The 24,655-nt window shown below is 38.3% G+C and carries 25 protein-coding genes; 14 read left to right on the plus strand and 11 right to left on the minus strand.

The genetic code is table 11. The features are described from left to right. Positions 1-90 precede the first annotated feature (90 nt). The 3 genes from L3V46_RS01820 (at position 91) to L3V46_RS01830 (ending at position 2,882) form a co-directional block, all read left to right on the plus strand. Positions 91-1,107, plus strand: a complete 1,017-nt coding sequence (locus L3V46_RS01820) for a DUF4062 domain-containing protein (RefSeq protein WP_096735246.1) — start codon at positions 91-93, stop codon at positions 1,105-1,107. 99 nt (positions 1,108-1,206) lie between these two features. Next, complete coding sequence (gene hemH, locus L3V46_RS01825) at positions 1,207-2,217, plus strand: ferrochelatase (RefSeq protein WP_034616443.1); 1,011 nt, start codon at positions 1,207-1,209, stop codon at positions 2,215-2,217. A gap of 20 nt (positions 2,218-2,237) precedes the next feature. Further along, positions 2,238-2,882 (plus strand): MBL fold metallo-hydrolase, encoded by a 645-nt coding sequence (locus L3V46_RS01830; protein WP_239044797.1) that lies wholly within the window; start codon positions 2,238-2,240, stop codon positions 2,880-2,882. A gap of 808 nt (positions 2,883-3,690) precedes the next feature. Here the strand turns inward: L3V46_RS01830 and L3V46_RS01835 are convergent. After that, on the minus strand, positions 3,691-3,858 hold the full coding sequence (locus tag L3V46_RS01835) for a DNA gyrase inhibitor YacG (RefSeq protein WP_004816790.1): 168 nt from the start codon (positions 3,856-3,858) through the stop codon (positions 3,691-3,693). A 75-nt stretch (positions 3,859-3,933) separates the two neighbouring features. Between L3V46_RS01835 and L3V46_RS01840 the strand changes: the two genes are divergently transcribed. The 3 genes from L3V46_RS01840 to L3V46_RS01850 all read left to right on the plus strand — a co-directional run bounded on the left by L3V46_RS01840 (position 3,934) and on the right by L3V46_RS01850 (position 6,300). Further along, entirely contained in the window at positions 3,934-4,596 is a 663-nt protein-coding gene (locus L3V46_RS01840) for an SAM-dependent methyltransferase (RefSeq protein ID WP_171066867.1), read from the plus strand. Further along, complete coding sequence (locus L3V46_RS01845; protein ID WP_004816794.1) at positions 4,586-5,791, plus strand: TIGR03862 family flavoprotein; 1,206 nt, start codon at positions 4,586-4,588, stop codon at positions 5,789-5,791. The genes L3V46_RS01840 and L3V46_RS01845 overlap by 11 nt, the downstream gene beginning before the upstream one ends. A 98-nt stretch (positions 5,792-5,889) precedes the next feature. Further along, a complete protein-coding gene (locus L3V46_RS01850) occupies positions 5,890-6,300 on the plus strand; it encodes a GFA family protein (protein WP_004816796.1) in 411 nt (136 codons plus the stop codon). A gap of 47 nt (positions 6,301-6,347) precedes the next feature. Here L3V46_RS01850 and L3V46_RS01855 read toward each other — a convergent pair whose 3' ends face one another. Then, positions 6,348-6,680, minus strand: coding sequence for a HopJ type III effector protein (locus tag L3V46_RS01855; protein ID WP_239044798.1), 333 nt, complete (start codon positions 6,678-6,680; stop codon positions 6,348-6,350). A 145-nt stretch (positions 6,681-6,825) separates the two neighbouring features. On the opposite strand from L3V46_RS01855, the gene L3V46_RS01860 reads away from it, so the two are divergent. Continuing rightward, positions 6,826-7,674 carry a DUF2071 domain-containing protein gene (locus L3V46_RS01860; RefSeq protein ID WP_209827890.1) on the plus strand — a complete coding sequence of 283 codons (849 nt, stop codon included), beginning with the start codon at positions 6,826-6,828 and terminating at the stop codon, positions 7,672-7,674. A 124-nt stretch (positions 7,675-7,798) separates the two neighbouring features. Continuing rightward, on the plus strand, positions 7,799-8,179 hold the full coding sequence (crcB, locus tag L3V46_RS01865; RefSeq protein WP_209827892.1) for a fluoride efflux transporter CrcB: 381 nt from the start codon (positions 7,799-7,801) through the stop codon (positions 8,177-8,179). 69 nt (positions 8,180-8,248) lie between these two features. On the opposite strand, the gene L3V46_RS01870 is transcribed toward crcB, so the two are convergent. Both L3V46_RS01870 and L3V46_RS01875 read right to left on the minus strand, forming a co-directional pair. Further along, complete coding sequence (locus tag L3V46_RS01870; protein WP_004816804.1) at positions 8,249-8,497, minus strand: type B 50S ribosomal protein L31; 249 nt, start codon at positions 8,495-8,497, stop codon at positions 8,249-8,251. Between the two features lie 293 nt (positions 8,498-8,790). Then, positions 8,791-10,089, minus strand: coding sequence for an AarF/ABC1/UbiB kinase family protein (locus L3V46_RS01875; RefSeq protein ID WP_004816806.1), 1,299 nt, complete (start codon positions 10,087-10,089; stop codon positions 8,791-8,793). 200 nt (positions 10,090-10,289) lie between these two features. On the opposite strand from L3V46_RS01875, the gene L3V46_RS01880 reads away from it, so the two are divergent. Then, on the plus strand, positions 10,290-10,505 hold the full coding sequence (locus L3V46_RS01880) for a DUF1737 domain-containing protein (RefSeq protein ID WP_004816808.1): 216 nt from the start codon (positions 10,290-10,292) through the stop codon (positions 10,503-10,505). A gap of 83 nt (positions 10,506-10,588) precedes the next feature. On the opposite strand, the gene L3V46_RS01885 is transcribed toward L3V46_RS01880, so the two are convergent. Both L3V46_RS01885 and L3V46_RS01890 read right to left on the minus strand, forming a co-directional pair. Next, the gene (locus tag L3V46_RS01885) at positions 10,589-11,944 is read right to left on the minus strand and encodes an MATE family efflux transporter (protein WP_004816810.1); all 1,356 of its coding nucleotides are present in this window, start codon (positions 11,942-11,944) and stop codon (positions 10,589-10,591) included. 40 nt (positions 11,945-11,984) lie between these two features. Beyond that, positions 11,985-12,446 (minus strand): DMT family transporter, encoded by a 462-nt coding sequence (locus L3V46_RS01890; protein ID WP_239044799.1) that lies wholly within the window; start codon positions 12,444-12,446, stop codon positions 11,985-11,987. Between the two features lie 118 nt (positions 12,447-12,564). Here L3V46_RS01890 and hemW point away from each other — a divergent pair, with 118 nt between their 5' ends. Together hemW and L3V46_RS01900 are read left to right on the plus strand one after the other, a co-directional pair. After that, the gene (gene hemW, locus L3V46_RS01895; protein WP_275424467.1) at positions 12,565-13,719 is read left to right on the plus strand and encodes a radical SAM family heme chaperone HemW; all 1,155 of its coding nucleotides are present in this window, start codon (positions 12,565-12,567) and stop codon (positions 13,717-13,719) included. A 76-nt stretch (positions 13,720-13,795) separates the two neighbouring features. Further along, on the plus strand, positions 13,796-14,281 hold the full coding sequence (locus tag L3V46_RS01900; RefSeq protein ID WP_239044800.1) for a hypothetical protein: 486 nt from the start codon (positions 13,796-13,798) through the stop codon (positions 14,279-14,281). Positions 14,282-14,491: 210 nt separating this feature from the next. Here L3V46_RS01900 and L3V46_RS01905 read toward each other — a convergent pair whose 3' ends face one another. Further along, positions 14,492-16,315, minus strand: a complete 1,824-nt coding sequence (locus L3V46_RS01905) for an acyl-CoA dehydrogenase C-terminal domain-containing protein (RefSeq protein ID WP_239044801.1) — start codon at positions 16,313-16,315, stop codon at positions 14,492-14,494. Positions 16,316-16,548: 233 nt separating this feature from the next. Between L3V46_RS01905 and L3V46_RS01910 the strand changes: the two genes are divergently transcribed. Further along, positions 16,549-18,954, plus strand: a complete 2,406-nt coding sequence (locus L3V46_RS01910; RefSeq protein ID WP_239044802.1) for a hypothetical protein — start codon at positions 16,549-16,551, stop codon at positions 18,952-18,954. A 78-nt stretch (positions 18,955-19,032) separates the two neighbouring features. Here L3V46_RS01910 and aroE read toward each other — a convergent pair whose 3' ends face one another. Next, the gene (aroE, locus tag L3V46_RS01915) at positions 19,033-19,821 is read right to left on the minus strand and encodes a shikimate dehydrogenase (RefSeq protein WP_239044803.1); all 789 of its coding nucleotides are present in this window, start codon (positions 19,819-19,821) and stop codon (positions 19,033-19,035) included. A gap of 181 nt (positions 19,822-20,002) precedes the next feature. On the opposite strand from aroE, the gene L3V46_RS01920 reads away from it, so the two are divergent. Continuing rightward, positions 20,003-20,212 (plus strand): hypothetical protein, encoded by a 210-nt coding sequence (locus L3V46_RS01920; RefSeq protein ID WP_035370575.1) that lies wholly within the window; start codon positions 20,003-20,005, stop codon positions 20,210-20,212. A gap of 282 nt (positions 20,213-20,494) precedes the next feature. Here the strand turns inward: L3V46_RS01920 and hemF are convergent, their stop codons facing one another. Then, positions 20,495-21,436: an oxygen-dependent coproporphyrinogen oxidase gene (hemF, locus tag L3V46_RS01925; RefSeq protein WP_239044804.1), complete on the minus strand. Its 942-nt coding sequence runs from the start codon at positions 21,434-21,436 to the stop codon at positions 20,495-20,497. A gap of 274 nt (positions 21,437-21,710) precedes the next feature. Here hemF and hemN point away from each other — a divergent pair, with 274 nt between their 5' ends. Further along, positions 21,711-23,075 (plus strand): oxygen-independent coproporphyrinogen III oxidase, encoded by a 1,365-nt coding sequence (hemN, locus tag L3V46_RS01930; protein WP_239044805.1) that lies wholly within the window; start codon positions 21,711-21,713, stop codon positions 23,073-23,075. A gap of 211 nt (positions 23,076-23,286) precedes the next feature. Here hemN and L3V46_RS01935 read toward each other — a convergent pair whose 3' ends face one another. Both L3V46_RS01935 and ribA read right to left on the minus strand, forming a co-directional pair. Then, on the minus strand, positions 23,287-23,748 hold the full coding sequence (locus L3V46_RS01935; RefSeq protein ID WP_239044806.1) for a DUF4844 domain-containing protein: 462 nt from the start codon (positions 23,746-23,748) through the stop codon (positions 23,287-23,289). Positions 23,749-23,783: 35 nt separating this feature from the next. Further along, positions 23,784-24,386 carry a GTP cyclohydrolase II gene (gene ribA, locus L3V46_RS01940; RefSeq protein ID WP_016539373.1) on the minus strand — a complete coding sequence of 201 codons (603 nt, stop codon included), beginning with the start codon at positions 24,384-24,386 and terminating at the stop codon, positions 23,784-23,786. Positions 24,387-24,655: the final 269 nt, after the last annotated feature.

Below are 24,655 nucleotides of genomic sequence, written 5' to 3' on the forward strand. Positions count from 1 at the left end.
AGATTTAATATATTTTCATAAGTGTAGGGCATATCCAACTTAAAGCTCATGGATGGATTTAAGTAGGGTGTGACAAGAATGGGTTAACCTATGCTCGATAAACGGTATCAAGTTTTTATTACAACATCTGGCAAAGAAATGCAGCCAGAACGGATGGTCGTGTCACAAACCCTTATAGGGATGGGGTTTTTTTCTTGGGGATTAGAACAACGGACACCATTAAGTACCGCATTTGCACGTCGTCAGATAGATGACTGTGATTACGTTTTATTGTTGTTGGGGAGTCAGTACGGTGAACAATCTGTTTCAGGGGTGAGTTATCTACATCTTGAATATATTTATGCGGTGACCAAACAGAAACCAATTATTGTATTTATGCATGAGAGTCCTGAATTTCGTGAACCGCATTTAAAAGAAGAAAGTACACTGCTAAAAGAAAAGTTTAATGAATTTAGACATCAACTACAAAAAGAAGTTGAGCAAGTCGTTACTTATCGAACTTTACGCGATTTAGAACTTGCAGTACGTTCATATATGCCACAAATGCTAGAGCGCTATCCTGTTGTAGGATGGGTCAGACCTCAGAATATTCAAGTCTTACAAGATGAGATTGATCGTTTAAAAGCAAAGTTGGCACATGTTTCCGTAGAGCAAGGAAAAAAAGAAGCAGATCCATTTTTAACTTTACCCAAAGTTTCATTACATGAAGTGTTTAATTTTGATTATCGAATGCATGCCTATCAAGATGGTAATTTTAAAGAGTTATCGCCAGCGCGTGAGATGACATGGGCAGAGTTATTGAAAATCTTATCAGTTGAATTTAGACAACCGACGTCTGAGGATTTTTTCTCTAAAGTCTTAAACGAATATTTGAATAATACGGGTTTAACCGATGCGCAAGTGGTGATGCCACGTGCTCATGCTGTATCTAGAGCGCAGATTAATGTGCGTTCATTGCATACGATTAAGCAGCAAGTCCGTCAAAATGAATGGATCATCCCTGTGGGGCGTGATGATCGTCAGCGTATGCTCTGGCAGATGACGGATAAATGCGTGAAACTGCTTGAAAGTTCACAACGTATTAGCAGTCGTTCGTCAATTTTTTAAATCAAATAAATTGAGTGAGTTAAGATAAAAAATTTTGTTTAGATAAAGACTCTGTTAAGCTGATCATTCGAGATAAACTATTCTGTAAATCGGGTGAAAATGTCTTTATCTAAACCTAAAGTCCTGATTATTATTGCTAATTTAGGGACACCAGATGCGCCTACAGCTCCAGCTGTTCGAGCTTTTTTAAAGCAGTTTTTATCAGATCAGCGCGTCATCGAAATTCCCAAAATTTTATGGGCAATTATTTTAAATGCATTTGTTCTGCCTTTTCGACCAAAGCGTGTTGCCGAAGCTTATGCACAAGTCTGGTCAAATGATTCACCGATGCGTGAAATTCTATTTGAACAAGTTGAATCACTACAAAAAAAATTAATAAGTACCAATGCTGATTTAGATTTAGAGATTGTGCCAGCAATGACCTATGGGCGACCGGGTATCGATGCTGTATTGAATGATGCGAAAAACAAGCAGTATGACCATATTATTCTTTTTCCGTTATTTCCACAGTACTCGGCAACATCAACCGCCCCTTTATATGATGCCGTTGCACAATGGTTGTTAAAGCAACGCAATATTCCGGGTTTAAGTTTTATTCGAGATTATTATCAACACCCACTTTATATTCAGGCCTTAGCCAACAGTGTGCGTGACTATCAGCAGCAATATGGACAAGCCGCTAAACTGTTGATGTCTTTTCATGGGATCCCACAGCCTTATGCAGATAAAGGCGATCCTTATGCAGAGCGTTGTCGTATCACTGCACTTAAGGTAGCACAGGCATTAGATTTAAAAGACGACCAATGGGCGATCAGTTTCCAATCCCGTTTTGGAAAACAAGAATGGGTAAAACCGTATACCGATCAACTATTGCAAGAGTGGGCAGCGCAAGGTGTTGAATCTGTTCAAGTGCTGAGCCCTGCATTTTCGGCAGATTGTTTAGAAACCTTGGAAGAGCTGGCGATTCAAAATGCTGAATTGTTTTTAAAAGCAGGTGGTCAACACTATGCTTACATTCCTGCATTAAATAGCCGTGCGGATCATATTGACTTATTTGAGCAACTTTTACAGACTCAATTGAATACACTCAAGTTTCATTTACAGGTATAGGGTTTTTTAGGAAAATTATCATGTTACAAGTCAAGATTGTACCCGTTACTGCATTCGCCCAAAATTGTTCTATTGTTTGGGATTCGGAAACCAAAGAAGCGGTATTGATTGATGCTGGTGGTGAGCCTGAGAAATTAAAACAAGAAGTTGAAGCATTAGGACTGACAGTCAAAGCATTGTGGTTAACACATGGTCATTTGGATCATGCTGGTGCAGTAGGTGCATTGGTCAAAGAATGGAATGTGCCTGTGATTGGTCCGCATAAAGAAGACCTGTTTTGGTTAGAAATGATTCAAGACGTATCTGCCCGTTATGGATTTCCAATTCCTGAGCCTGTTCATGTCAATCAATGGTTAGAGGGTGGCGAAAAGTTAAGCTTAGGGGATGAAGAGTTTGAAGTGCGTTTTGCACCAGGACATACACCAGGTCACGTCATTTTTTACAATGCCAAATATGGTGTGCTTTGGACAGGAGATGTGCTGTTTAAAGGTTCAATTGGCCGTACTGACTTTCCAAAAGGCAACCATCAACAGCTCTTAGATTCAATTCAGCGTGAATGCTTTACCCTACCTGATGAAACTCAATTTATTTCAGGGCATGGTCCAATGAGTACCATTGGTTTTGAAAAGCAACACAATCTTTTTGTAGCAAGTAAAGCGGGTTAAGTATTCGCTGTCTGGCTTTATAGTAAAAATAAGAAATGAAAAATGGTGAAGTAATCAATGTTTTACTCACCATTTCTGTTTTAAATGTATATTTTATTAATGATTCAACATTTAGTAAGAATCTGTAATAGTAACGTGAATGATCTGAGTGAAAACAGTTCATAAAACAATGCTGTTTATGCTCATCTTTAAATAACTCCTGCAAAAGTCATTCATCTCATCATTGAAATAATATGCGTGGAGAATGAGAAAATTAAAATTAGACTTCTTTCATAAGTCCTTTTTAAAACTATAAATCAACATAAAATCCCCCTCATCCTAGCCTTCTCCCAAAGGGAGAAGGAACTTTCAATACCCATATGATTCGCTCAATATGATCATTTTTTGATTTATGAAAGAGATCTATAAAATAGTTTAATAATAGTGTTAAATTGATTTAAATCACCGCTACTTTACCATTTCCAATTTGATTAATAAGATGACTATTGCAAATAGAATTCCAATTGCGATGAAAGAAAAATCGAGTGCATATACTCCAATAAAAGTAAAAAATGCACATAAAATCAATAAAATAGTGATAAATATTTTTAAACCTATAAACATTTAAATGCTCCTTGTTTTATCATGGCTGAAAACTAATCAAACTTTTATTATGTTTAAAGTATGAAATAAACCTGTGGTAGCAGATCCAAAGTCTTATGAAAAATGAATGCTTACTGTGAAGTTTTAATATAAAGTTTCTTTAGTGTATTGTGATAATTAAGTAAGTTCAAGATCAGCCAGTAAAATGATAAAAATCTAGGAAAGCTTAGGAATCCTCAGCTTGCGGGGCATCTTCTGTAGGTAAGGTATAATCTCCATTGGCCCATGCACCTAAATCGATCAGTTTACAACGCTCAGAGCAAAATGGACGAAATTCGTTGCCTTCCCATGTAGAAGGTTCACCGCAGCGAGGGCAAGGAAAAGTTTTAGACATTTGGAAATCCTCATTTAAAAAAGCAAAAACCGTAAAGAGTTGTTAAACTTGTGAACGATTTCTTGTTAGTTTGATCTGATTATGTCGATTCGTCAATTTCAAGCACAGCGTATGCATGCTCCTCGTGATTTTCAATGTATTGAAAATAACCCAATTTGTGTAGAAATTGGGGCAGGAAAGGGCAAACATGCCTTGCTCTTTTCTGAACAGCACCCTGAACTGAAATTGATTGCGATAGAAAGAACCCGTGAAAAATTTATTGCCATGCAAAAACAGCATCAGTTAGAAGGTCAAACAAATTTAACCCCTATTCATGCTGATGCATTGCCATGGGTGGTGCATGCACTTTATCCCAATCAGGTACAACAGTTTTTTATTCTCTATCCAAATCCAGAACCGCATAATCCTGCGCAACGCTGGTTAAATATGCCTTTTTTTGAATTTTTGCTTTCCAGATTATCTCCAAATGGCAGTATCACTTTAGCCAGTAATATTCCTGAATATATTGCTGAAGCAGAACAGCAACTAAAAGATATTTGGAAGCTGCCTTATGAAAAACAAACGATTGCATCAGATTCAGCACGTACGCATTTTGAAATTAAATATTTAGAACGTGGTGAATTGTGTCAGCAATTGATTATTGCTAAACCTGAACACTATCAAACCCGTTTTGATGAGGTTGGACCACGTCAGGGTCAAAGCGTTGAAAACTTATCAGAGCTGTCTGATGCCAATTAAGAAAATTGCCATCATCGGGGCAGGGCCAGCAGGTTTAATGGCTGCAGATGTTTTAAGTCAGTCTACAACTGATTATGACGTTCATGTTTTTGAACAGAAACCTTCTGCTGCACGTAAATTTTTGATGGCTGGAAAGACGGGGCTGAATATTTCCCATGCAGAAGCATTTGAACAATTTATTCAACGTTATGATCATGTGGAATGGTTAAGACCTTGGGTTGAAAAGTGGGATGCGACGTGGATTCAAAGTTGGATGCATGGTTTAGGGATTGAATCCTATGTGGGTAGTTCAGGGCGAATTTTTCCTGTAGAAATGAAGGCCGCGCCTTTGTTACGTGCTTGGTTAAAGCATTTGGCAGCGCAGCACGTTCAATTTCATTATCGTCATCAAATAATAGATTTAAAGCAGCAACAACTCGAAATTTTTGATCTAAGAAACAATCAAGCACAGCTTTTGAATTTTGATGCGATTATTCTGGCTTGTGGTGCTGTGTCATGGTCACGTTTAGGCAGTGATGGTGCATGGCAAAAGTGGTTGTCTGCTTCTGAAATTGAAGCGTTTCAAGCGAGTAATGCCGGTGTGGTTCGGGCATGGTCGAATTATATGCAACCAGTCTTTGGTCAGCCTCTTAAACGTGTAGACGCTTGGGTGGAAAATTCTGCAAAGACACAAGGTGATATTGTGATTACCCATTATGGACTAGAAAGTGGTCTCATCTATAAGCAGGGGCGATTATTACGTCAGTTGGTACAGCACAATCAACCGATGTCGATTTATCTGGACTTGTTACCTGATCAAACTGTTCAACAGCTTACTCAGAAATTACAGTCGTCCAAAAAGCAATCCAGTACCAATATTTGGCGCAAGGCAGGTTTAGATGTTGCCAAAGCCAATCTGATTCGTGAATTGGTAGATAAATCAGTATGGAACATTCCTGAAAAACTCGCACAACAGATGAAGCATTTAAAAATTGAGCTTGAGGGGTTTCGTCCGATTGAAGAAGCGATCAGCTGTGCTGGTGGTGTAAAGCAAGCCGTATTAACACAGCATTTACAACTAAAATCCAATCCCTCTGTATTTTGCTGTGGTGAAATGCTGGACTGGGATGCCCCGACAGGAGGATATTTGTTGACGGCATGTTTTGCGACAGGGCGTGCTGCAGGTGAGGGTGTACATCAATATCTCAGTAGATGAGATTAGGCAAAAAAATGATGGTGTTTTGATTAAAAACGCGACTTTTATGCTAGTTTGATGCTATTGCCAATAGCCTTTGAAATAGGGAGATTTTCTCAATGTCTGCTGAAAAAATATATACAGGAAGTTGTTTGTGTGACGGTATTCACTATGAGATTCATGGTGAAATTGGAGCGGTGATCGAGTGTCATTGCCAACGTTGTCGTAAAGCCAATGGCACAGCATTTGCGACCAATGCGCCAATTCAAAAAGCAGATTTTAAAATCACCAAAGGTGAGGAACTACTGAAAAAATTTGCATCGACAGCAACAACAACACGTTGTTTCTGCCAAGAATGTGGCTCACCGATCATCAGTATTAAAGCAGAGACACCAGATACCTATCGTTTAAGAATTGGAACTTTAGATACAGCTTTAGAACAGAAGCCGACAATGCATATTTTTACTGCTTATAAAGCAGAGTGGGATACGATTTGTGACGGTTTACCTCAATATGATGAGCGTCCATAATCGTGTAGAAAGGGATCGAATAGATCCCTAACTTAATTGTATTGTTGTTATTTTGCTGTTAAAGCATCGTCTTCAAATTTGATGCCATTCCAGCCATTTTGCATAAACTGGCGAATGTTCTGATGGTCTGTTGCATCAGGCGTTGCCAAAACAGCAGCATAATGCTCTGCAAATAGATTCAGTGTTTGTTGTTGATCTAAATCATTTAATTGCGCAAAAGAAAAAACTTTGGCACTGCCTTGGTTCTCTGTGGCAGCATTATGCTGTTGACCATTTTGAAATGCAGTCGGGGTGTGGGTATAACGAGCTTCGATATGACTGATGACATCTGCAAATTTTGCATCGCCTGCTTGAAGTTGTTTCAATAATTCTTGAGCCATGATGTGAAAATTCCGTGTTAAATCGTGCCAATATCATAGCCTATGGTTAAATAATTCAGTAATGCTATTTAATATTTTGAGATGGGCCATTCTTTAACCATATTTGCTAAAATAACAGCATCGAAATTCATAAAAATAGGTCGGTATGAATCGTCATAATATTAAAAATAAAGATTCAAACTTTATTTTGAGCCTGATCGGTCTTTTTGCTGAACGCCCATTATTATTAAAACTACGCCGTATCTTGATGGGTTTTATTCCTTTTCTACAGCTACAAAGTCAGGTCAAGAATATTGTGTATTTGTCGTGGTTGGTGGATATAGATCAAGTTCGTTCACGCTATCCACAGCCTATTCAGTTATGGGAAAAGCAAGGGAAAACGATTTTTACCATACTGACATATCAGCATGAACATTTTGGTTTTTCTTTTTTAGGTCCATTACGTAAATTGATGCCATCACCGAAACAAAGCAATTGGCGCTTTTATATTGCCCCTACACAACAGGATAAAACGGTGATTTTCGAGCAAGTTGTGATTGACCAGCAGCTTTATGTTTTGAGTGGGCGTTTGGCAAGTGATGCGATGCCAGCACAATATGCAAAGAAATTTGTTCATCAAGTCTCTGAACAGCTGATTCAAACAGAGCTTGAACTTGATCCAGTTTATCAATTGTCTAGCACGGTTCAAATCAATACAGATCCGCGCTTGCCTGAAGCGTGGCAAAATTTATTCTCTTCATGGGATGAGGCCATTCAATATCTGGCTGAACAAGACCATGCATGGGTAGAATGGGTCGATCAACCTGAAAAACTATCACAAGGGGATATTGAAATGCCTTTTGATTTTAGTCAGGTTCTGCCTGCGCAAGTGCTTAATATTGCTTGTCCATTGTTACAACAATGGGATGTTCGTGAACAAGATGTATTTGCATTTGTTGTGCCAACTTTGGACTTTTATGTCAGAAATGAGTTGCCACTTAAATTAGATCGTTAAGCTTCTCCATGTTAATCTGTGGATAACTATCCGCTTATACACAAGCTGCTTATAAACAAGCTGAGCTGTAAAAAATCGGATGGTGGTAAATGCGTTTTTTAAAAAGTTTTAAGGATATCTAAACATGAATTGGCTATTGGTCGCATGCGGTGGGGCAATTGGTGCAAGTTTACGTTATGGTGCAGGGTTTATTATTTCTAAACCACATAGCCTATTCCCTTGGACAACATGGTCGATCAATATCTTGGGCTGTTTCTTGGCTGGGATTTTTTTTGCTTTTACCCAGCGCTATCCTATTTTACAGAATGAAACTCGATTATTTTTAATGGTTGGAATCCTCGGTGGTTTTACAACTTTTTCCAGTTTTGGTCTGGAAACATTCCAGCTGATTCGGCAGGGACAGTTTCCAATCGCTTTGGCTTATACCGTTTCTAGTGTGATTATTGGTGTGATCTGTTTAGCGATTGGCTTTTATATTTTTCAAATGCTTTTATCCACAAAATAATGTGCAATATTCAAAATGAAAAAGCCTAAGCTGAGGGAAGCTTAGGCTTAGACACAACATACAGTTCAATTAACGTTTAAAACGGGCAAAGCGCTTATTGAAGTTGGCAATACGACCTTCATTGCTTGCCTGACGAATTTCACCTGTATAGAAAGGATGTGAAGCACTGGATATATCGAGTGTGACATAAGGATATTGTGTGCCTTCATATTCTTTGGTATTTGTTGTCTTGATCGTGCTACCAATAACAAAGTATGCATTGGCATTGGTGTCATGAAATAACACTTGACGATATTCTGGGTGGATACCTTGGCGCATGGTTTTAACCTCTAATTATTTAAACATAGTGTAATGTTATAATATTACATTTAATTTGTAAAGTACTTCATTTGATGGGTATTCGTGTTGTCTAGCGGATTTGAAAAAAGTGAGATAAAAAAAGAAGCCTGAGCAGGAGGATCTGGCTTAGACTTCAAATATAAGTTTAATGTAAAGCTCTATCCTTAAAATTAGATGAAGCGTATAACGAAATTTTTAAAATGAATGCATTGATTATGTTACTTTTAAAAGAACTGGATGCAATCGACTTCAATAAAAACCATCAAGAAAACTTAGTCTTGTAAAGGCACCAACTCTTCAAAGAGATCTTTTAAATTATCATGGACTTTAAGTTGAATCAGATTCCAGTATTGTCCTGAAATCGTACGATTTACCATTAAAGTATCTGGCGATGGTTTAAATACATCCCAATACTTCAATGATTTTTTCACCAGTTTGATGCCATCATGATGTGCTGAATTTTCAGCAAAATCATAATGTGTAGTCAGCGGTCGTAATAAAATTTCAAGCCATGCCTCATACAATTCGACTGGAAATTTACCTTTTTCAGCCAGTGCATCTAAAACGGTTAAATGCTCTTCAATCGTCACAATATCTTGTTTTCGTGCAGCTCTGACCAAGGCTTTAAAATGAGTAATGATTTCATTGGATAAGGTTTTTACACCGCCAAAATCGTAAATGATTACACTGCCATCTTCACGGAAAGCAAAGTTGCCAGGATGAGGGTCACAATGGAAACGTTTTAAGAAGAAAATCTGTTGGCCCAATGCCAAGATTAAGCGTCGACCAATTTCATTGCGCACAGATAAATCCCAAGTACTTGCAGTTTCAATACTTTCACCTTTTTCAAGGCTTAGGGTTAAGATGCGACGACTCGAATAGTCTGTAAACACTTTGGGAATAATAATTTTTGTGTCCAAAGCTTGATGGAATGTTCTAAAAACTTGTAAGTTTTGTGCCTCAATTTCGTAATTGAGTTCTTCATGTAAGCTGTCTTGAATTTCTTTAAATAAACGATCTTGTAATTTTTTATCTACTTTTAAAACACCCATTAAGCGTAATGCCAAACGAACCTGTTTTAAGTCACTTTCACATGCTTCATCTACCCCAGGATATTGTACTTTGACCACAACTTCAGTGCCATTTTTTAACATGGCTTTGTGGACTTGACCAATAGATGCTGCTGCGAAAGGTTGTTCATCAAAATGCAGAAAGGTTTGATCAATCGGTTTGCCTAGCTCGCGTTCTACTTGTTGTTTAATTTCAGCAAATGGCATTGCAGGTGCTTGACGTTGCAATTTAGCAATTGCTCGTGCGACTTCAGGTGGAAAGATATCTTTATATTGCGAGGCGATTTGACCAACTTTCATCACAGCACCTTTCATTTCTCCTAAGGTATCTGCAATTTGAACACCAATATCTTGGAACAGCTTACTGCGGGCTTCATTTTTTTGTTCTTCATCCGCATTAAAGTTACGAATTGAATTTGATACCGTTTTCGTCGCGATACTTGCAGTCATACTCGCAAGTTTCATAAAGCGGCGACCTGGGGTACTGGTACTTTTCGACATTCGTAACCATCCTTTTAATTGGGATTAAACGTTTAATTCATTTTGATCATAGGCGACTATTGTTAAACTGCCTACTCTAATTTGTTAAGCGTTTGTTTCTACTTGGCTATTTTAAATCTTAAAATATCCAGCATGCTATCGGTTTCTTCTCAGTGCTTTTGGATTAAAATATTCTTCAATATTTTAATCGTTGTTGGATCATGAAAGTTTATCGTTATTTAACTGGTAAGGATGATGTGAATTTCTGTGCACGGGTCAGTAAAGCTTTAAATGACGGCTATGAGTTATATGGTTCTCCAACGATGACGTTTAATGGAATTGATGTCATTGTGGGGCAAGCCATCGTAAAAGAGGTTGGCAATGAATCTGAGATGTCTGAAAAGTTTCAGCAAGCCTATCAGCTTCAATCTGAATAAAATAAAGTACACTTATAAAAAATAATGCTGTATTTAAACAGCATTATTTTTAGATAAACGCATTCAATATAAGCGTTTTTAATTTAAGCCTGACTCAACCTTTTATTGTTCATATACAGACGCGTTAATAATAAAACACAGGCGATGGTCAGTCCAATGATCAGTCCTGTCCATACCCCAGCGGCGCCCATATCGGTATGGCGAGCCAAATAAATCCCAACAGGGAAAGCGATGATCCAGTAGGCCAACATAGTGATCCACATTGGGCCTTTGGTATCTTGCATTCCACGTAAACAACCCGCAGCACTGACTTGCCATGCATCCATAAGTTGGTAGCCAATTGCAAATAAAATTAAATATATCGCTGCTTGGGAAACATCATAGTCACTGGTATAAACAGACACAATTTGAGGGCGTAAAATCAACAGCAGTAACATTGTGATACAGGCAAATAAGGTACTGGTCATTAATCCAACTTTCTGGACTTTTCGCATCGCATACCAATTCTTTTCGCCATAATAAGTCCCTGTACGAATGGTCAGAGCTAAAGCCAATGACATCGGAATCATAAACAATTGCGATGTGATAGATAAGGCAATTTGATGTGCTGCAACAGTAACTTCACCAAGCGGACTGAGTACAATTGCACCTGTACTAAAAATACTGACCTCAAAGAAAATCGCCAAACCAATCGGTAACCCCAGTTTGAGGATACGTTTAATCAGTACGCGGTCTATTTTCTCAAACATATTTAAGGGTTGTGTGGCTTGGTAGCGTTTGGCTTTTAAAATATAAATGCTAATCGTGATGAACATGATCCACTGCAACAAGGCTGTTGCAAAACCACAGCCAGCACTTCCCAAGTGTGGAATAGGCCCAATTCCATACATAAAAATAAAGTTCAGCGGAATTTGTACCACAAGCGCAACAAGGCTAATCACTGTGACAGGACGAGGGTAGCCTAAAGCTTCTGAATAGCCCCGCAATGTTGAATACATGGTAAAAGCAGGCATCCCAAAAGCAATTGCATGTAAAAACAAACTGGCTTTAGGCAATAAAGATTCAGGCACACCAACCAAAGGCAACAATAAAGGAATGATCTGTAAAACCAGCATGCCAATAATACCCAGCAATAAGGCAACCCATAAAGACTGACGAACAATCGAAGGGATGTTTTCTGGGGTGCGTGCGCCATTGGCTTCTGCCACTAAAGGCGTGGTTGCGATCATGATGCCACTAAACAGCAGCATAACTGGAATCCATAAACCTACACCAACAGCAATTGCGGCAAGATCTTCGGGAGACATATGCCCAGCCATAATGGTATCAATCAATCCAAAGCCTGCTGCAGCAAACTGAGTGATTAAAATTGGGAGCATTAAGTTAAAAAGTTGCTTTAATTCAAAGCGGGTAGTTGTGGCTTTTATCGATGCAGACACAGTAAATACTCGTTTTAAATGTGCTTAGAAAATAGATTGGTTAGCGTTGTAGAGTGAGAAGCACACCTATAAAAATCACCACGCCACCTAAAAGACGTTGCCAGTTTACTGGCGTTTTATCTGTACCCAGTAGTCCAAATTGGTCAACGATCATCGACATTGCAATTTGTCCAAAAATAATTAAGCCTGACAGGGTTAAAAAACCCAGTTTTGGTGCAGTATAAATGCTCATACTGATTGCATAAACACCTAAGCAGCCACCTAGCCAAAGATACCAAGGTATCACTGCTAAACTTGAAAGGGTTGTTCTTTGTTCAGCTTGCACAATCACCAAAATAGCGAGCAATAGTGTACCAACTAAAAAGGACAAAAGGGCAGCTTGTAATGGAGAATGCAGATATTCGCGCAATTGAGTATTGATGGCGGTTTGAAAGGTCATGGCAATGCCAATACCCATGGTGAGTGGTAAAAGGAACAATAATTGACTCGATAATTTCAGCATTCTTCTTCATCTACTTTTATTGTTAATGTTCAGTCTAAAGCAAATTGATGACTTGTTCTAATCGGATGGTAGAAGTCATGTTAAAATAATCACTCTCTAAACTTGTTCTGAGCCTTCTTTGACTGATTTAACACCTCAAAATATACCTTTGTCGCTTTATATCCATATGCCGTGGTGTGTCCGTAAGTGTCCGTATTGTGACTTTAACTCACATGCTGTACCCGATGGGAAGCTGTCTTTAGATTTAGAGCAAGAATATTTATTGGCACTGGTTGAAGATTTTAAAACCCAAGTGGATTTTGCTCAGGGACGTAAAATTCATAGTGTGTTTATTGGCGGTGGAACCCCGTCATTGATTTCCGCACAAGGTTATCAGTGGCTTTTTACCCAGCTAAAAGCTTTAGTCCCGTTTGAGCAGGATTGTGAAATTACTTTGGAAGCCAATCCAGGGACGGTTGAACATGATCCATTTGCTGACTATTTAGATGTTGGAATTAATCGTTTATCGCTTGGGGTGCAAAGTTTTAATCCTGATCATTTAACAAAGCTGGGGCGTATCCATTCCAATGATGATGCTGTTTCCGCCATTCAACATGCCAAACAAGCGGGTTTTCAACGCGTCAACGTAGATTTGATGCATGGTTTGCCAGAACAGACTTTAGAACAAGCCTTATATGACTTAAAACTTGCAGTCGAAAATGGGGCAACCCATATTTCATGGTATCAATTGACCATTGAACCGAATACGGTTTTTTTCCGCACTCAGCCTATTTTGCCTGTAGATGATGTTCTGGAAATCATCCAAGAACAGGGTGAGCAATATTTAAAGGCCAATGGCTTTATCAATTATGAAGTGTCTGCATGGCGGAAAGAAAAACCGTCATCACATAATTTAAATTATTGGCAATTTGGCGATTATTTAGCGATTGGGGCAGGGGCACATGGCAAAATTACCCAAGCGGATGGCGTATACCGTTTTCAAAAAACCCGTTTGCCTAAAGACTACTTAGCCAAAGTGCCGGCTGAACATTTGCAATTTAAACGTATTGAAAAACAAGACATGCCTTTTGAATTTATGATGAATGCTTTACGTTTAAATGAGGGTGTTCATGCGCAAATGTATCCTGAACGTACAGGATTGAATTTGTCTGATTTAGATCAGGTGATTGGTTCATTAAAACAGCGTAAATTGATGTTAAATGATGACACACAGTTGGCATGTACAGCGCAAGGTCATGTATTTTTAAATTCTGTGCTGGAAGAGTTTCTATAAATCTACAGCACAACAATTTAGCTTTTGTTATGATTTGACTTAAAACAATAATCTATTAAAAGTTAAGGTCATCACAATGAATAAGTTTCTAATCAGTATGTTATTTGCTGTGGCAAGCCTATCACTGGCATATGCAAAAAACGTTGTCCCTCAATTTAGTGACTATCCTGTGAAGGCTGTGTATACAGGCAAGACCGCGAAACTTGATCTTTCAGATCCAAGTGCCAATATGTTCCGCACTCGACTGAGAGAAGCATTAACACAAAAACCAGATTTTGCCGGTGAATATGTCACCACCATGTGGGGTTGTGGCGGGGGATGTAGAGTCTATTCTTTTGTCAATAAACGTACGGGGCAGCTTTTAGCGGACGGTTTTGGTGGTGAGGAACGGACTGAAGATGTGATTGCAACACGTCCAAACAGCCGTCTCTTAGTCACACAAGAAGAGCATATGGATCAAAACTATACAGTGGATCAAGTGACTACACGTTTTTATGTGCTCGAAAAAAAACGATTTAAGTTGCTTAAAACCATTACTCAACCTGCATCTAAAACTCAATAGTAGGGGATGACAGAATTTTCTGTTGGCTTTTAAACAGATCAATTTTTAAAAGCATTAAAGCGATTGCTTAAGGGCATCTTTAAGTTACGGGTTTTTAAGACTGTGATTTCGATAAAAGTGAATGAATATCACTGTAGTGCAGCTTGCACTGTTATATCTTAAAAACAAAGAGCGCCGTAGCGCTCTTTGTTTTTTCAGAAATCTTAAATTTTAGTAATCAAAACTAAAATGTTCTGCATCAAGTGCCATCATGGTACGAGATGGATTCACCATAGACTCAGCATGACCTTGTGAACGTGGTAATAATTGTTCAAAGTAGAAATCTGCAAGTTTGATTTTTGCTTTATAGAACTCAGGAACTTCCGCACCATTACCAGACGCTAATTTTTCAGAAGCGACTGCTGCTTGTTGCGCCCAGTAGTAAGCCATCATTGCATAACCAGAGAACATTAAGAAATCGACAGAAGCAGACGATACGATTTCACGGTCTTTACGAGCTGCAAGCATGATACGAACAGTCAAAGCATTCCATTGCGCACAGATCTTGGTTAAATCCCAGGCAAAACGACGCATATATTTGTTACGTGCATGTTGACCACAGAATTTCAAGATTTCAGCGGTATATTCACGAACCACTTTACCTTTAGATGAAAGCAGCACTTTACGACCAATTAAATCCAGTGCTTGAATACCTGTTGTACCTTCGTACAAAGTCGCGATACGCGCATCACGTGCAATTTGTTCCATGCCATGCTCTTTGATATAGCCATGACCACCGAACACTTGCATACCCAAATTCGCAGATTCAAGTCCCATTTCTGTCAAGAAACCTTTGAGAATCGGGGTATAGAAACCAAGCTTATCATCATATTCTTCAAATTTTGCTTGATCACCTTGTAACATTGCATCAGTCATTTTATCTGCAAGCTGAGCTGCATGATAAATCATGGCACGACCGCCTTCTGCAAATGCTTTTTGAGTCAAAAGCATACGACGTACATCGGCATGGTGAATGATTGCATCAGCCACTTTATCTGGATCTTTTTTACCAGATAGAGCACGCATAGACATACGGTCTTTTGCGTATGGTAAAGCACCTTGGAATGATAATTCCGCGTGAGCAAGGCCTTGTACAGCAGTACCAATACGTGCTGTGTTCATGAAGGTGAACATTGCATGTAAGCCTTTATTCACTTCACCAATCAGATAACCTGTTGCGCCATCAAAGTTCAATACTGCAGTTGCAGATGCACGAATCCCCATTTTGTGTTCAATAGAACCACAAGTCACAGGATTACGTTCACCCACTGTACCTTCAGTTGTAGGGATGAATTTAGGCACAATAAACAATGAAATACCTTTAGTACCTGCTGGTGCATCTGGAAGACGCGCAAGAACGATATGGATAATGTTTTCAGTTAAATCATGTTCACCGGCAGAGATGAAGATTTTTGTCCCTGTAATTGCATAAGTACCATCAGCATTAGGTTCAGCCTTAGTTTTTACTTGACCTAAGTCTGTACCACATTGTGGTTCAGTCAGACACATTGTTCCTGACCATGTACCCGCAGTCAGGTGTGGCATATAGGTATTTTTTTGTTCGTCTGTACCAAATTGCAGGATGGTATTCATACATCCCATGCTCAAACCTGGATACATGGTGAATGACCAGTTTGCAGTCCCCATCATTTCAGATTTGATCAGGTTTAATGACATCGGCAAACCTTGACCACCAAACTCTTCAGGATAAGACAGACCTTGCCAGCCACCTTGAATAAATTGGTTATAAGCTTCTTTAAAGCCTTTTGGTGTCGTAACTTCACCATCTTTAAAATGACAACCTTCTTCGTCACCAGATTGATTCAGTGGAGAAAGTACATTTTCACAAAAATCTGCAGCACCTTCTAAAATCATATCGACAGTATCAGCATCGGCATTTTCGCCAATTGATAGTGTTTTATAATGTGCAGAATAGTCAAAAACTTCATTCATTAAAAAACGTATGTCACGGAGCGGCGCTTTATATGCTGGCATGTGTTTAATCCTAATTTAAAAATAGTTTTGGATTTTCAATCTATAGCTTCATTATTCATAATCATATGGGAATTACATTGATAAGACTCTCTAAAAAAATTGTCAGAAATGCGAATTTGGTAGAAAAAGCACATGTGAATTTGTTGATTTTTTGATAGTCTTGTACACTTTGTTTTTTATTGTTTCATTGTTATTTTTATTGTCATTATAATATTCAAGTGGGTAGATCTATCATGCATTTAAAAAAATTAACATTGTGTCTATTGGGTTTGAGTTTATCAGCATGTTCTACACATGTGATTAAAAGCAATGCTTTAAATGCAGATCAAGACGCTCCGCAACGTGCAATTCAAGGCTTTAATGCCTTATATGAATATCCAAATTTTGATTACCGTGGACAAGTCAAGGTTCGACTTGATAGTGTTCAGAAAGCCAACACAGCTGATACAAAGCAATTAGATCCTACAATTGAAAAAAAGGTCAATCAATACCTGAAAGATCAAAAAATCAAGTTAACCGATGCGCAAAAAAAAGACCTTTATCAAGCAATTGCTAAACAGGACTCAAAGTATTTTAGTCGCTTTGCTGGTATGGGCGCAGATGTTGTACAAAATATCGTGAATGATTTGCAGATTCGTTATGATGGAACGGTAAATTATCGTCAGAAAATGGCATCATTTAACTTAGAGACACAGTATAAAAAACCCAACCTCTCTGTGGAAATGCGTGTTCCTACAGTGTTGGATCTGAATAATTATAAATTCTATACCCATATTTTTTCTTTAATGCCTTATTTGGCCAATTCACAAGATCAGGATAAATATGCCTATTATGATTTTTCTAAATACAAAGATGATATTGCCAAAGTAAATGGAAAAGCCTTAGTTGAGTTCCTTAAACAATCAGGCGCAACCTCTTATTTGATCGCTTCTCCGAATCAAATTGAAAGTCTTGCGGTGAGTTCAGCTGAGAAGCAAGCGGGTGTGGTTGAAAAAATCCGCTTAAATACCAGCATTGAAGAAATGTTTTTGCAAGGGCAATTGTATTCTACAGTGAATCGTCAATATTTCATGAATTCAGTGCTTGGATTGAGTCCTACAAATATTGCAAAACTCTTAGATACTACTGGAGAAAATCAATCAAGTGATGCTGCTAACGAAGCGGCACAAGCTGCAATGAAAGCAGTAGAAGAAGCCTCAGCGGGGATCAATACTGATGATGCGGGAGTGGCTGATGCCGCTAGCGCCATGTATCAACTTTATAGTGCAGTCAATCGTCAATCTCATGAAGCGTCTGAAGAAGAGGTGGACGCTGTTTATGCAGATGCACAAGACGCGGCTAAAAAAGCAGTTGAAGATGATGAAGACTATGCCACTAGCCAAGCTTCCGATGCTGCTGAGCAGGAAGATGACAATGTTGAAGCTGAGTCTGCAGAAGCATCAGCAGAGCGTCAGAAAATTTTAACTGAACAACAATGTGAAGACTTAACAAAAGCAAAAGCTCATCCACGTTTTGGTGATGTGGAATATTGTCAGTATCATTATGAAATTGATGTTTTAAGTGCTGAAGCAAAGGATGATGCATCTTCAGCCAGTAAAGCTTTACAGCAGCAAAGTAATGCAGCGCTTGTCAAAACCTTTACAGGCTATGCGAAAGACCAGTTGGTTGATGCTCAACAATTTAAACAATTGTGGAATCAACATCATACTGAAGTTGAAGCCAGTTTGCCGCCTAAAAATAAACGTAATCCTTTAAGCGTTGATCTGTCTTTAGATAACAAAGGCCGGGCGGTAAAAGCAGATTATGATTTGGGTGTGGATTTTGATAAATTAGATCGTAAGCTGAATGTTAAGATGGATATGCAATTCCTTAATTATGGAAATGCCAGCAAGATCGACCAGAGTGTTTTACAGCAAGCCAAACCATTTAAAGACATCTTTAAAGGCAGTATTATGGAGCAAGCTGTAGGTGGTATTGCGGGTGTTTCAGGTGATACAGGCAGTCGTTCAGAACAAAAATATTTAACTTTAGACGAGCGTTTAGCACAGTTGGCTGAACAAGTGTATGCACAAACGGGTTCTTATGAAAAAACCTATAAAGCCGTATTTATTGCCAAACTGACTGCAGAAAAACCTGAGCTAATCAAACAATATTCTGCTCAAGATTTACAGGAAATTGCGGCAGTCTACGCTTATTCTTATTCTGATGAAGAGATTTACAATCCGAAAGGTCAGGCTTTAAAACAGGTCCAAGCTTTACAGAAAAAGCATCATTTGGAAGATGACCACCAATATGATGATGGACTTGGAAATGCTGTTGATGAGATCGTGGCTAAAGTCTGGAAAGATAAGCAAAGTGTTTTAGAAATTCAGAATTTAGTCAAGAAATACAAAACCACTGAAGCCGTTTTTGCGCAATATTATATGCAGAAGTTTGAAGCAGAAAATGAGATTGAAAAAGGGCAACGCGCTGATTTTATCAAAACAGCGAAGATTTTAGCCAAGTCTTATACTGCGTTTAAACGCAATAAATTTAACGATCAAGTTGTTGCTGGCTTAGATCAAGACGCGACTGAATTTATTGATTATGATTTATTTAAGCAAACCTATCAGATCTTGAGTGATGCCAAGTTAAAGTGATTGGTCTTGGTTTGGTTAAAAAGAACCTCAATTGAGGTTCTTTTTTTATGGATTTTTTAAACAAAGATACATCCATGATTAAAGAAAATCTTTTAAATTTGGACGAACCCCATTCCAAATATAAAAGGCTTCGATGGCTTGCCCAACCAACATACCGAAGCCTTCTGAGCTTGGAACCTGACGCGCTTTGGCTTGATCGATAAAACTTGAAGGTTTGCCATAGGCCATTTCATAAGCATGGTGAAAGGTTAAGGTTTCAGGAAGAATCAGTGCATCACCCGTTAAGCTTGCCGAAGTCGCATTGATAACAAGATCAAATTGCCCATCTAATTCATCTAGGCTACAAGCGGAAAGTTTTGCTTCAGGAACAGCGCTTTGTAAATCGGCCACCAATTGTTCTGCACGTGAACGGGTACGGTTGGCAATCACAATTTTTTTAGCCCCCGCTTTTACCAGAGGGTAAACCACGCCGCGAGTTGCACCACCCGCTCCAATAATCAAAATATCTGTGTTTTCTAAAGTCCAGTCTAATGCTTTAATCGCATCGACTAAACCTTGTCCATCTGTATTGTCACCATGCAATACACCGTTTTCCATCCAAAGCGTATTGACCGCCTTGGCGATTTTTGCACGTTCTGTCAGTTGTTGGCATAAGGCAAAAGCTTGTTCTTTAAATGGCACAGTAACATTCATACCTACGCCATTGTGAGCAAAGAATTCAGTTACACTTGCAGTAAAGCCATCGAGTGGGGCAAGACGTTTTACATAGTTGAGATCAATACCAGTCTTTTCTGCAAAGGCATGGTGTAGTTCAGGTGAACGAGAGTGTTCAATCGGATTTCCAATGACTGCGAATAGTTTACTCATGCCAAATGTCCAAGTATTGATTGTGTTGATTTTTAGAGAATGTCGACAATATACGTGAAAATGGATGATACAACCAAACTATATGCGGTTTAGCTTATGCTAAAATTTGAATAAATTGATGATTTAGAGCGCTTTTTTAATCGCGCTAAAGCTGGTTTTTAAGAGGAAGGTTTTTGGGGAAATGTTGTGCTTTAAAAAAGATGCTTATGGATTGCAAACTGACTCTAAGAAGTCAAGAAAAATCATAGCAAAAACAACAAGAAAGCCAGCAGATAAAACAACACTAGAAGTAATTGAGATGCTGTCAGAGAGATGGTTGTTAGAGATAATGGTGGTTGAAATGGAACATGCTAATAAAAATAAAATACTGAATGAAAGTGTAACCTTGTGATTTTCTAATAAATTCCTCATACCTACCTCTGGTTTCTACCGCTATAATAATCTTTAAACGCTAAGACTTTATCAAAAAATTAAGGAAATTTTAAGGTTGGTATCTTAGTCAGGTTTGAGCATATATTAAATTAAAAAAGTGTCCTTATCGTGAATTATTCTCATTTTAATTGTGAGTAAATCTTTCAAGCGCTATCTTCTCAGAAGGATTCATCGGTAAAGGTTAAAAAGCTATCTTGAATGCAAGATAGCTTGGTCACGATGAAACCTAAATGGCGAGAGATTATTTTAATATCGACAACCAATCTTTAGGTTTTAAATAATGAGCAGTGAGACGTTTTTCTGGGCTGTTTTCATCCCATTCTGGGCGATAAGACCATGCTGCAAGCGGTGGCATACTGACCAGAATAGATTCAATTCGACCACCAGTTTGTAAGCCAAATAAGGTGCCACGATCATAAACCAAATTATATTCAACATAGCGACCGCGACGATACAATTGGAAGTCTCGTTGGGCTGGTGTAAATGGTTTATCCTGATTTCTTTGAAAAATAGGCAAAATAGCATTTAAATAACCATTTGCGACCGCTTGGATATATTCAAAGCATTTTTCAAAATCCCATTGATTTAAATCATCAAAAAACAAACCACCAATACCACGTTGTTCATCACGATGTTTTAAATAGAAGTAATCATCACACCATTGTTTATGTTCAGCATAAATTTCTTCACCAAACGGTGCGCACAGGTCGAATGCTGTTTGGTGCCAAGATAAAACGTCTTCATCATTGGGGTAAAAAGGTGTGAGGTCAAAACCCCCACCAAACCACCAAATTGGTGCTTGCCCTTCGGGTTCTGCAACAAATAGTCGTACATTGGCGTGAGATGTGGGAACATTGGGATTTGTTGGGTGAATGACCAAAGAAACTCCCAAAGCTTGTGCTTTGGCTCCAGCGATTGCCGGATGGCGTTCTGTTGCTGAAGCTGGCAGTTTGGAAATGTTGATGTGAGAAAACATCACCCCGCCTTTTTCGATCACAGTACCATTTTGTAGAACACGTGAACGACCACCACCTCCTTCAGGGCGTTGCCAGTCATCAATTTCAAATGTTGCAGTGCCGTGGCCTATTTGTTCTTGTTGCTCTAGGGCAGAGCAGATTCGAGCTTGTAAATCTGTCAGGAAATCACGAACACGTTGAATATCTGCAGAAGTCGGGTTTTGCATGATCATCCTCGAAGGAGAATTGAAAAATTTTCTACATCAAAACATAAAATGCTAAAAAAACAAAACCAAGTCATTATAAAGACATGTTTTGAACATGGTGTGAATGAATCGAATGAGCCTAAAAAATCTGTGGGTATCACGGATACATGCTAGGCAATCCCGAGCAATTCGCTAGGTTGAAATCTATCCTTAAGCTCAGCACAATGTATTGAGGATAGATTCAATTTTTGGGTTTATTGCATTCTGAATGTTAATTGCGTATCGAGCAGTGAATATGAGTTGTTCTTTGATTCAAAAATACAATGTTGCTGGACCCCGTTATACCAGTTATCCAACGGTTCCATATTGGGAGGAGGCATCATTTTCGCTGCAACAATGGAAACAGACCTTAAAGCGCTCTTTTGATGAGTCTAATCACGTTGAAGGCATCAGTCTTTATATTCATTTACCATTTTGTGAAAGTCTATGTACATTTTGCGGATGCCATAAAAAAGTCACGAAACGGCATGATGTTGAACAACCCTATATTCAAGCCGTTTTAAAAGAATGGGACTTATATTGTCAGTTGTTAGCAGACAGACCCATCATTAAAGAAATCCATTTGGGTGGCGGGACACCAACATTTTTTTCAGTTGAGCATTTACAACAATTAATTCAAGGTATTTTAGCCAAAGCCAATATTGCAGATGGTTATGAATTTAGTTTTGAAGGGCATCCCAATAATACCACGCGAGATCATTTACAAGCCTTGTATGAGCTTGGTTTTCGCCGTGTCAGCTATGGGGTGCAAGACTATAATGCGACTGTTCAGAAAGCTATTCATCGTGTGCAACCTTTTGAACATGTAGAAAGAGTGACGCAATGGGCAAGAGAGATTGGTTATACATCGATTTCACATGATCTGGTTTTTGGTTTGCCATTTCAAAATTTAGCAGATGTGTTGCATACCATTGATTTGACTAATATGTTAATGCCAGATCGCTTGGCTTTTTATAGTTATGCGCATGTGCCTTGGATTAAGGGCAATGGCCAGCGTGGGTTTAAAGATCATGATGTACCTAAAGATGGGATGAAGCGAACACTGTATGAGGAAGGGAAAAAGCAACTTTTAGCGCATGGTTATCATGAGATTGGGATGGATCATTTTGCTTTAGATCGAGATGAGATGTATCAAGCATTTCATGCAGGTACTTTGCATCGTAATTTTATGGGCTATACCTCATCAAAAACACAAGTCATGATCGGATTGGGCCTATCTTCAATCAGTGACAGTTGGTATAGCTTTGCACAGAATGAAAAAAATCTGGATGCCTATTACACTTGTCTTGAAAATGATGAAATTCCTGTGGTGAAAGGGCATGTGCTAAGTGTCGAAGATTTAAAGATTCGTCAGCATATTTTGAATTTGATGTGTACCTTTCAAACCTCTTGGTCAGATCAAACGATGGATTTTGCTGAGCGTGGTGATGTGATTCAACAGCTTGTTGAAATGCAGCATGATGGTTTATTGAACATTGAAGCGGATCGGATTGTGATCACGGAGCAAGGGAAGCCTTTTGTCCGTAATATTTGTATGGCGTTTGATTTGCATTTAAAGCGTAGAAAGCCTGAAACGCAAATTTTCTCGATGACGATTTGATTATATTTTACAAAATATTGTATTTAAAAATTTAGATGAAGAAGTGTAGATGATTCCTTTCTTTTCAGGGATGAAAAGAAACAAAAATCCTTTGTTGGGCAAAGGGGACTCCTGTCACCCTTGCCCAACGGCGACATCCCTGTCGCCATCCGCGATAGCAAAACCTTTCTTGATGTTTTATTTATAAAAATTAGTGAATTAATAAGAGAGGTTATGGTTTTACTGATTTCTTTTGTTCAATTAACTTATTAATGACTTCACCATATACCCAAGTATTTAAAATACCATCTGAGCTTTCTAGGCCAATAATATCTAAAAATTTTTCATAGCTAACAGCAACTTGTTCTCTATCATCTGTATCTAGGCTGTATGGGTCAATTTGATTGATGCCATCAGCAAGAGTTTTAAGTAATTGTTTTTTAGAGGGCGGTGTATGACTCTCATAAAGTTTAATAAAAGCTTGACTTGTATCGGCTATATTTTGATTGAGTTTTTGCTTTAATTGAGGATTTTTGATTCCCGTATATAAAAAATTATCGGGCAAGAAATGGTCTTGTTGTTGAAACTGTCTTAATTGTTGAATGGTTGCAGATTGGGTTTTTGAATCAGATGCCTGACAATATGTGCTGAGTAAAAGGAGACTGATTGCAAATAAGGTTGAGCTTAATTTCATTAGTTCAGTCTCCTATTATTTAACTTAGTGATTATTTAAAAATCATCTTTCTCATACATATGTGACATACGATCATGTTTGGTTTTTAAATAATCTTCATTGAACTTATTTAAGCCCACTGTCAACGGTACACGGTCTAATACATCAATACCTAAATCTGTTAAAGCTTTTAATTTTAATGGATTGTTGGTAATTAGCCTGACTTGTTTAACCTGTAAATGATCGAGCATGATGCTACACATATCATATTTACGTGCATCAGCAGGTAGGTTTAACAATAAATTTGCATCAACGGTATCATGCCCTTGATCTTGCAAAGCATAAGCACGGATTTTATTGGTCAAACCAATACCACGACCTTCTTGGCGCAAATATAAAATCACACCTTGGCCTGCATCATTCATCATTTTCATGGTGTTGTGCAATTGAGGGCCACAGTCACATTTTAATGAACCAAAGGCATCGCCAGTTAAACATTCTGAATGAATACGAACTAAAACGGGGTTTGTAGGCGCGATTTCTAAACCCTTAGAAAGAGCAACATGCTCTTCACCTGTTTGTGGATCTTGAAATACAGAAATTTTAAAATCACCATAAGCAGTGGGTAATTTTGAAGTGGCAACAAACTCTATTGACACAGAATCTTCCATCTATTTGTTTAGAAATTGGCTAAAGTATAGCGTAATGCTTGGACATTGGTAGGTTTGTAAAGCATGTTTTTATAGATAACATTGCTATAAAAATTTCTTTTTTGTATAAAGCACACGATAATAGTTGATATATAGATAGATTATTCATGATAATTGACACCAAGAGCACACTTGCTGACTTGGAAGTTCCAATGACGCATCATTATAAATGTGGCTGATTGAATGTGATATCATTGGTTCTCACAATCATGCTAACC

Origin of the sequence: Acinetobacter sp. AG3 (genome assembly GCF_022343575.1) — a bacterium.
Classification (GTDB): Bacteria; Pseudomonadota; Gammaproteobacteria; order Pseudomonadales; family Moraxellaceae; genus Acinetobacter; species Acinetobacter guillouiae.

Excerpts from the sequence above, each read along its gene's own strand:
- L3V46_RS01910 (WP_239044802.1), top strand. The coding sequence starts at position 16,549 with ATGCATTTAAAAAAATTAACATTGTGTCTATTGGGTTTGAGTTTATCA.
- L3V46_RS01850 (WP_004816796.1), top strand. The coding sequence starts at position 5,890 with ATGTCTGCTGAAAAAATATATACAGGAAGTTGTTTGTGTGACGGTATT.
- L3V46_RS01835 (WP_004816790.1), bottom strand. The coding sequence starts at position 3,858 with ATGTCTAAAACTTTTCCTTGCCCTCGCTGCGGTGAACCTTCTACATGG.
- hemH (WP_034616443.1), top strand. The coding sequence starts at position 1,207 with ATGTCTTTATCTAAACCTAAAGTCCTGATTATTATTGCTAATTTAGGG.
- L3V46_RS01880 (WP_004816808.1), top strand. The coding sequence starts at position 10,290 with ATGAAAGTTTATCGTTATTTAACTGGTAAGGATGATGTGAATTTCTGT.
- L3V46_RS01920 (WP_035370575.1), top strand. The coding sequence starts at position 20,003 with ATGTTGTGCTTTAAAAAAGATGCTTATGGATTGCAAACTGACTCTAAG.
- L3V46_RS01860 (WP_209827890.1), top strand. The coding sequence starts at position 6,826 with ATGAATCGTCATAATATTAAAAATAAAGATTCAAACTTTATTTTGAGC.
- hemF (WP_239044804.1), bottom strand. The coding sequence starts at position 21,436 with ATGCAAAACCCGACTTCTGCAGATATTCAACGTGTTCGTGATTTCCTG.
- L3V46_RS01870 (WP_004816804.1), bottom strand. The coding sequence starts at position 8,497 with ATGCGCCAAGGTATCCACCCAGAATATCGTCAAGTGTTATTTCATGAC.
- L3V46_RS01890 (WP_239044799.1), bottom strand. The coding sequence starts at position 12,446 with ATGCTGAAATTATCGAGTCAATTATTGTTCCTTTTACCACTCACCATG.
- L3V46_RS01855 (WP_239044798.1), bottom strand. The coding sequence starts at position 6,680 with ATGGCTCAAGAATTATTGAAACAACTTCAAGCAGGCGATGCAAAATTT.
- L3V46_RS01875 (WP_004816806.1), bottom strand. The coding sequence starts at position 10,089 with ATGTCGAAAAGTACCAGTACCCCAGGTCGCCGCTTTATGAAACTTGCG.
- hemN (WP_239044805.1), top strand. The coding sequence starts at position 21,711 with ATGAGTTGTTCTTTGATTCAAAAATACAATGTTGCTGGACCCCGTTAT.
- aroE (WP_239044803.1), bottom strand. The coding sequence starts at position 19,821 with ATGAGTAAACTATTCGCAGTCATTGGAAATCCGATTGAACACTCTCGT.
- crcB (WP_209827892.1), top strand. The coding sequence starts at position 7,799 with ATGAATTGGCTATTGGTCGCATGCGGTGGGGCAATTGGTGCAAGTTTA.
- L3V46_RS01900 (WP_239044800.1), top strand. The coding sequence starts at position 13,796 with ATGAATAAGTTTCTAATCAGTATGTTATTTGCTGTGGCAAGCCTATCA.
- L3V46_RS01845 (WP_004816794.1), top strand. The coding sequence starts at position 4,586 with ATGCCAATTAAGAAAATTGCCATCATCGGGGCAGGGCCAGCAGGTTTA.
- L3V46_RS01935 (WP_239044806.1), bottom strand. The coding sequence starts at position 23,748 with ATGAAATTAAGCTCAACCTTATTTGCAATCAGTCTCCTTTTACTCAGC.
- L3V46_RS01905 (WP_239044801.1), bottom strand. The coding sequence starts at position 16,315 with ATGCCAGCATATAAAGCGCCGCTCCGTGACATACGTTTTTTAATGAAT.
- L3V46_RS01820 (WP_096735246.1), top strand. The coding sequence starts at position 91 with ATGCTCGATAAACGGTATCAAGTTTTTATTACAACATCTGGCAAAGAA.
- L3V46_RS01830 (WP_239044797.1), top strand. The coding sequence starts at position 2,238 with ATGTTACAAGTCAAGATTGTACCCGTTACTGCATTCGCCCAAAATTGT.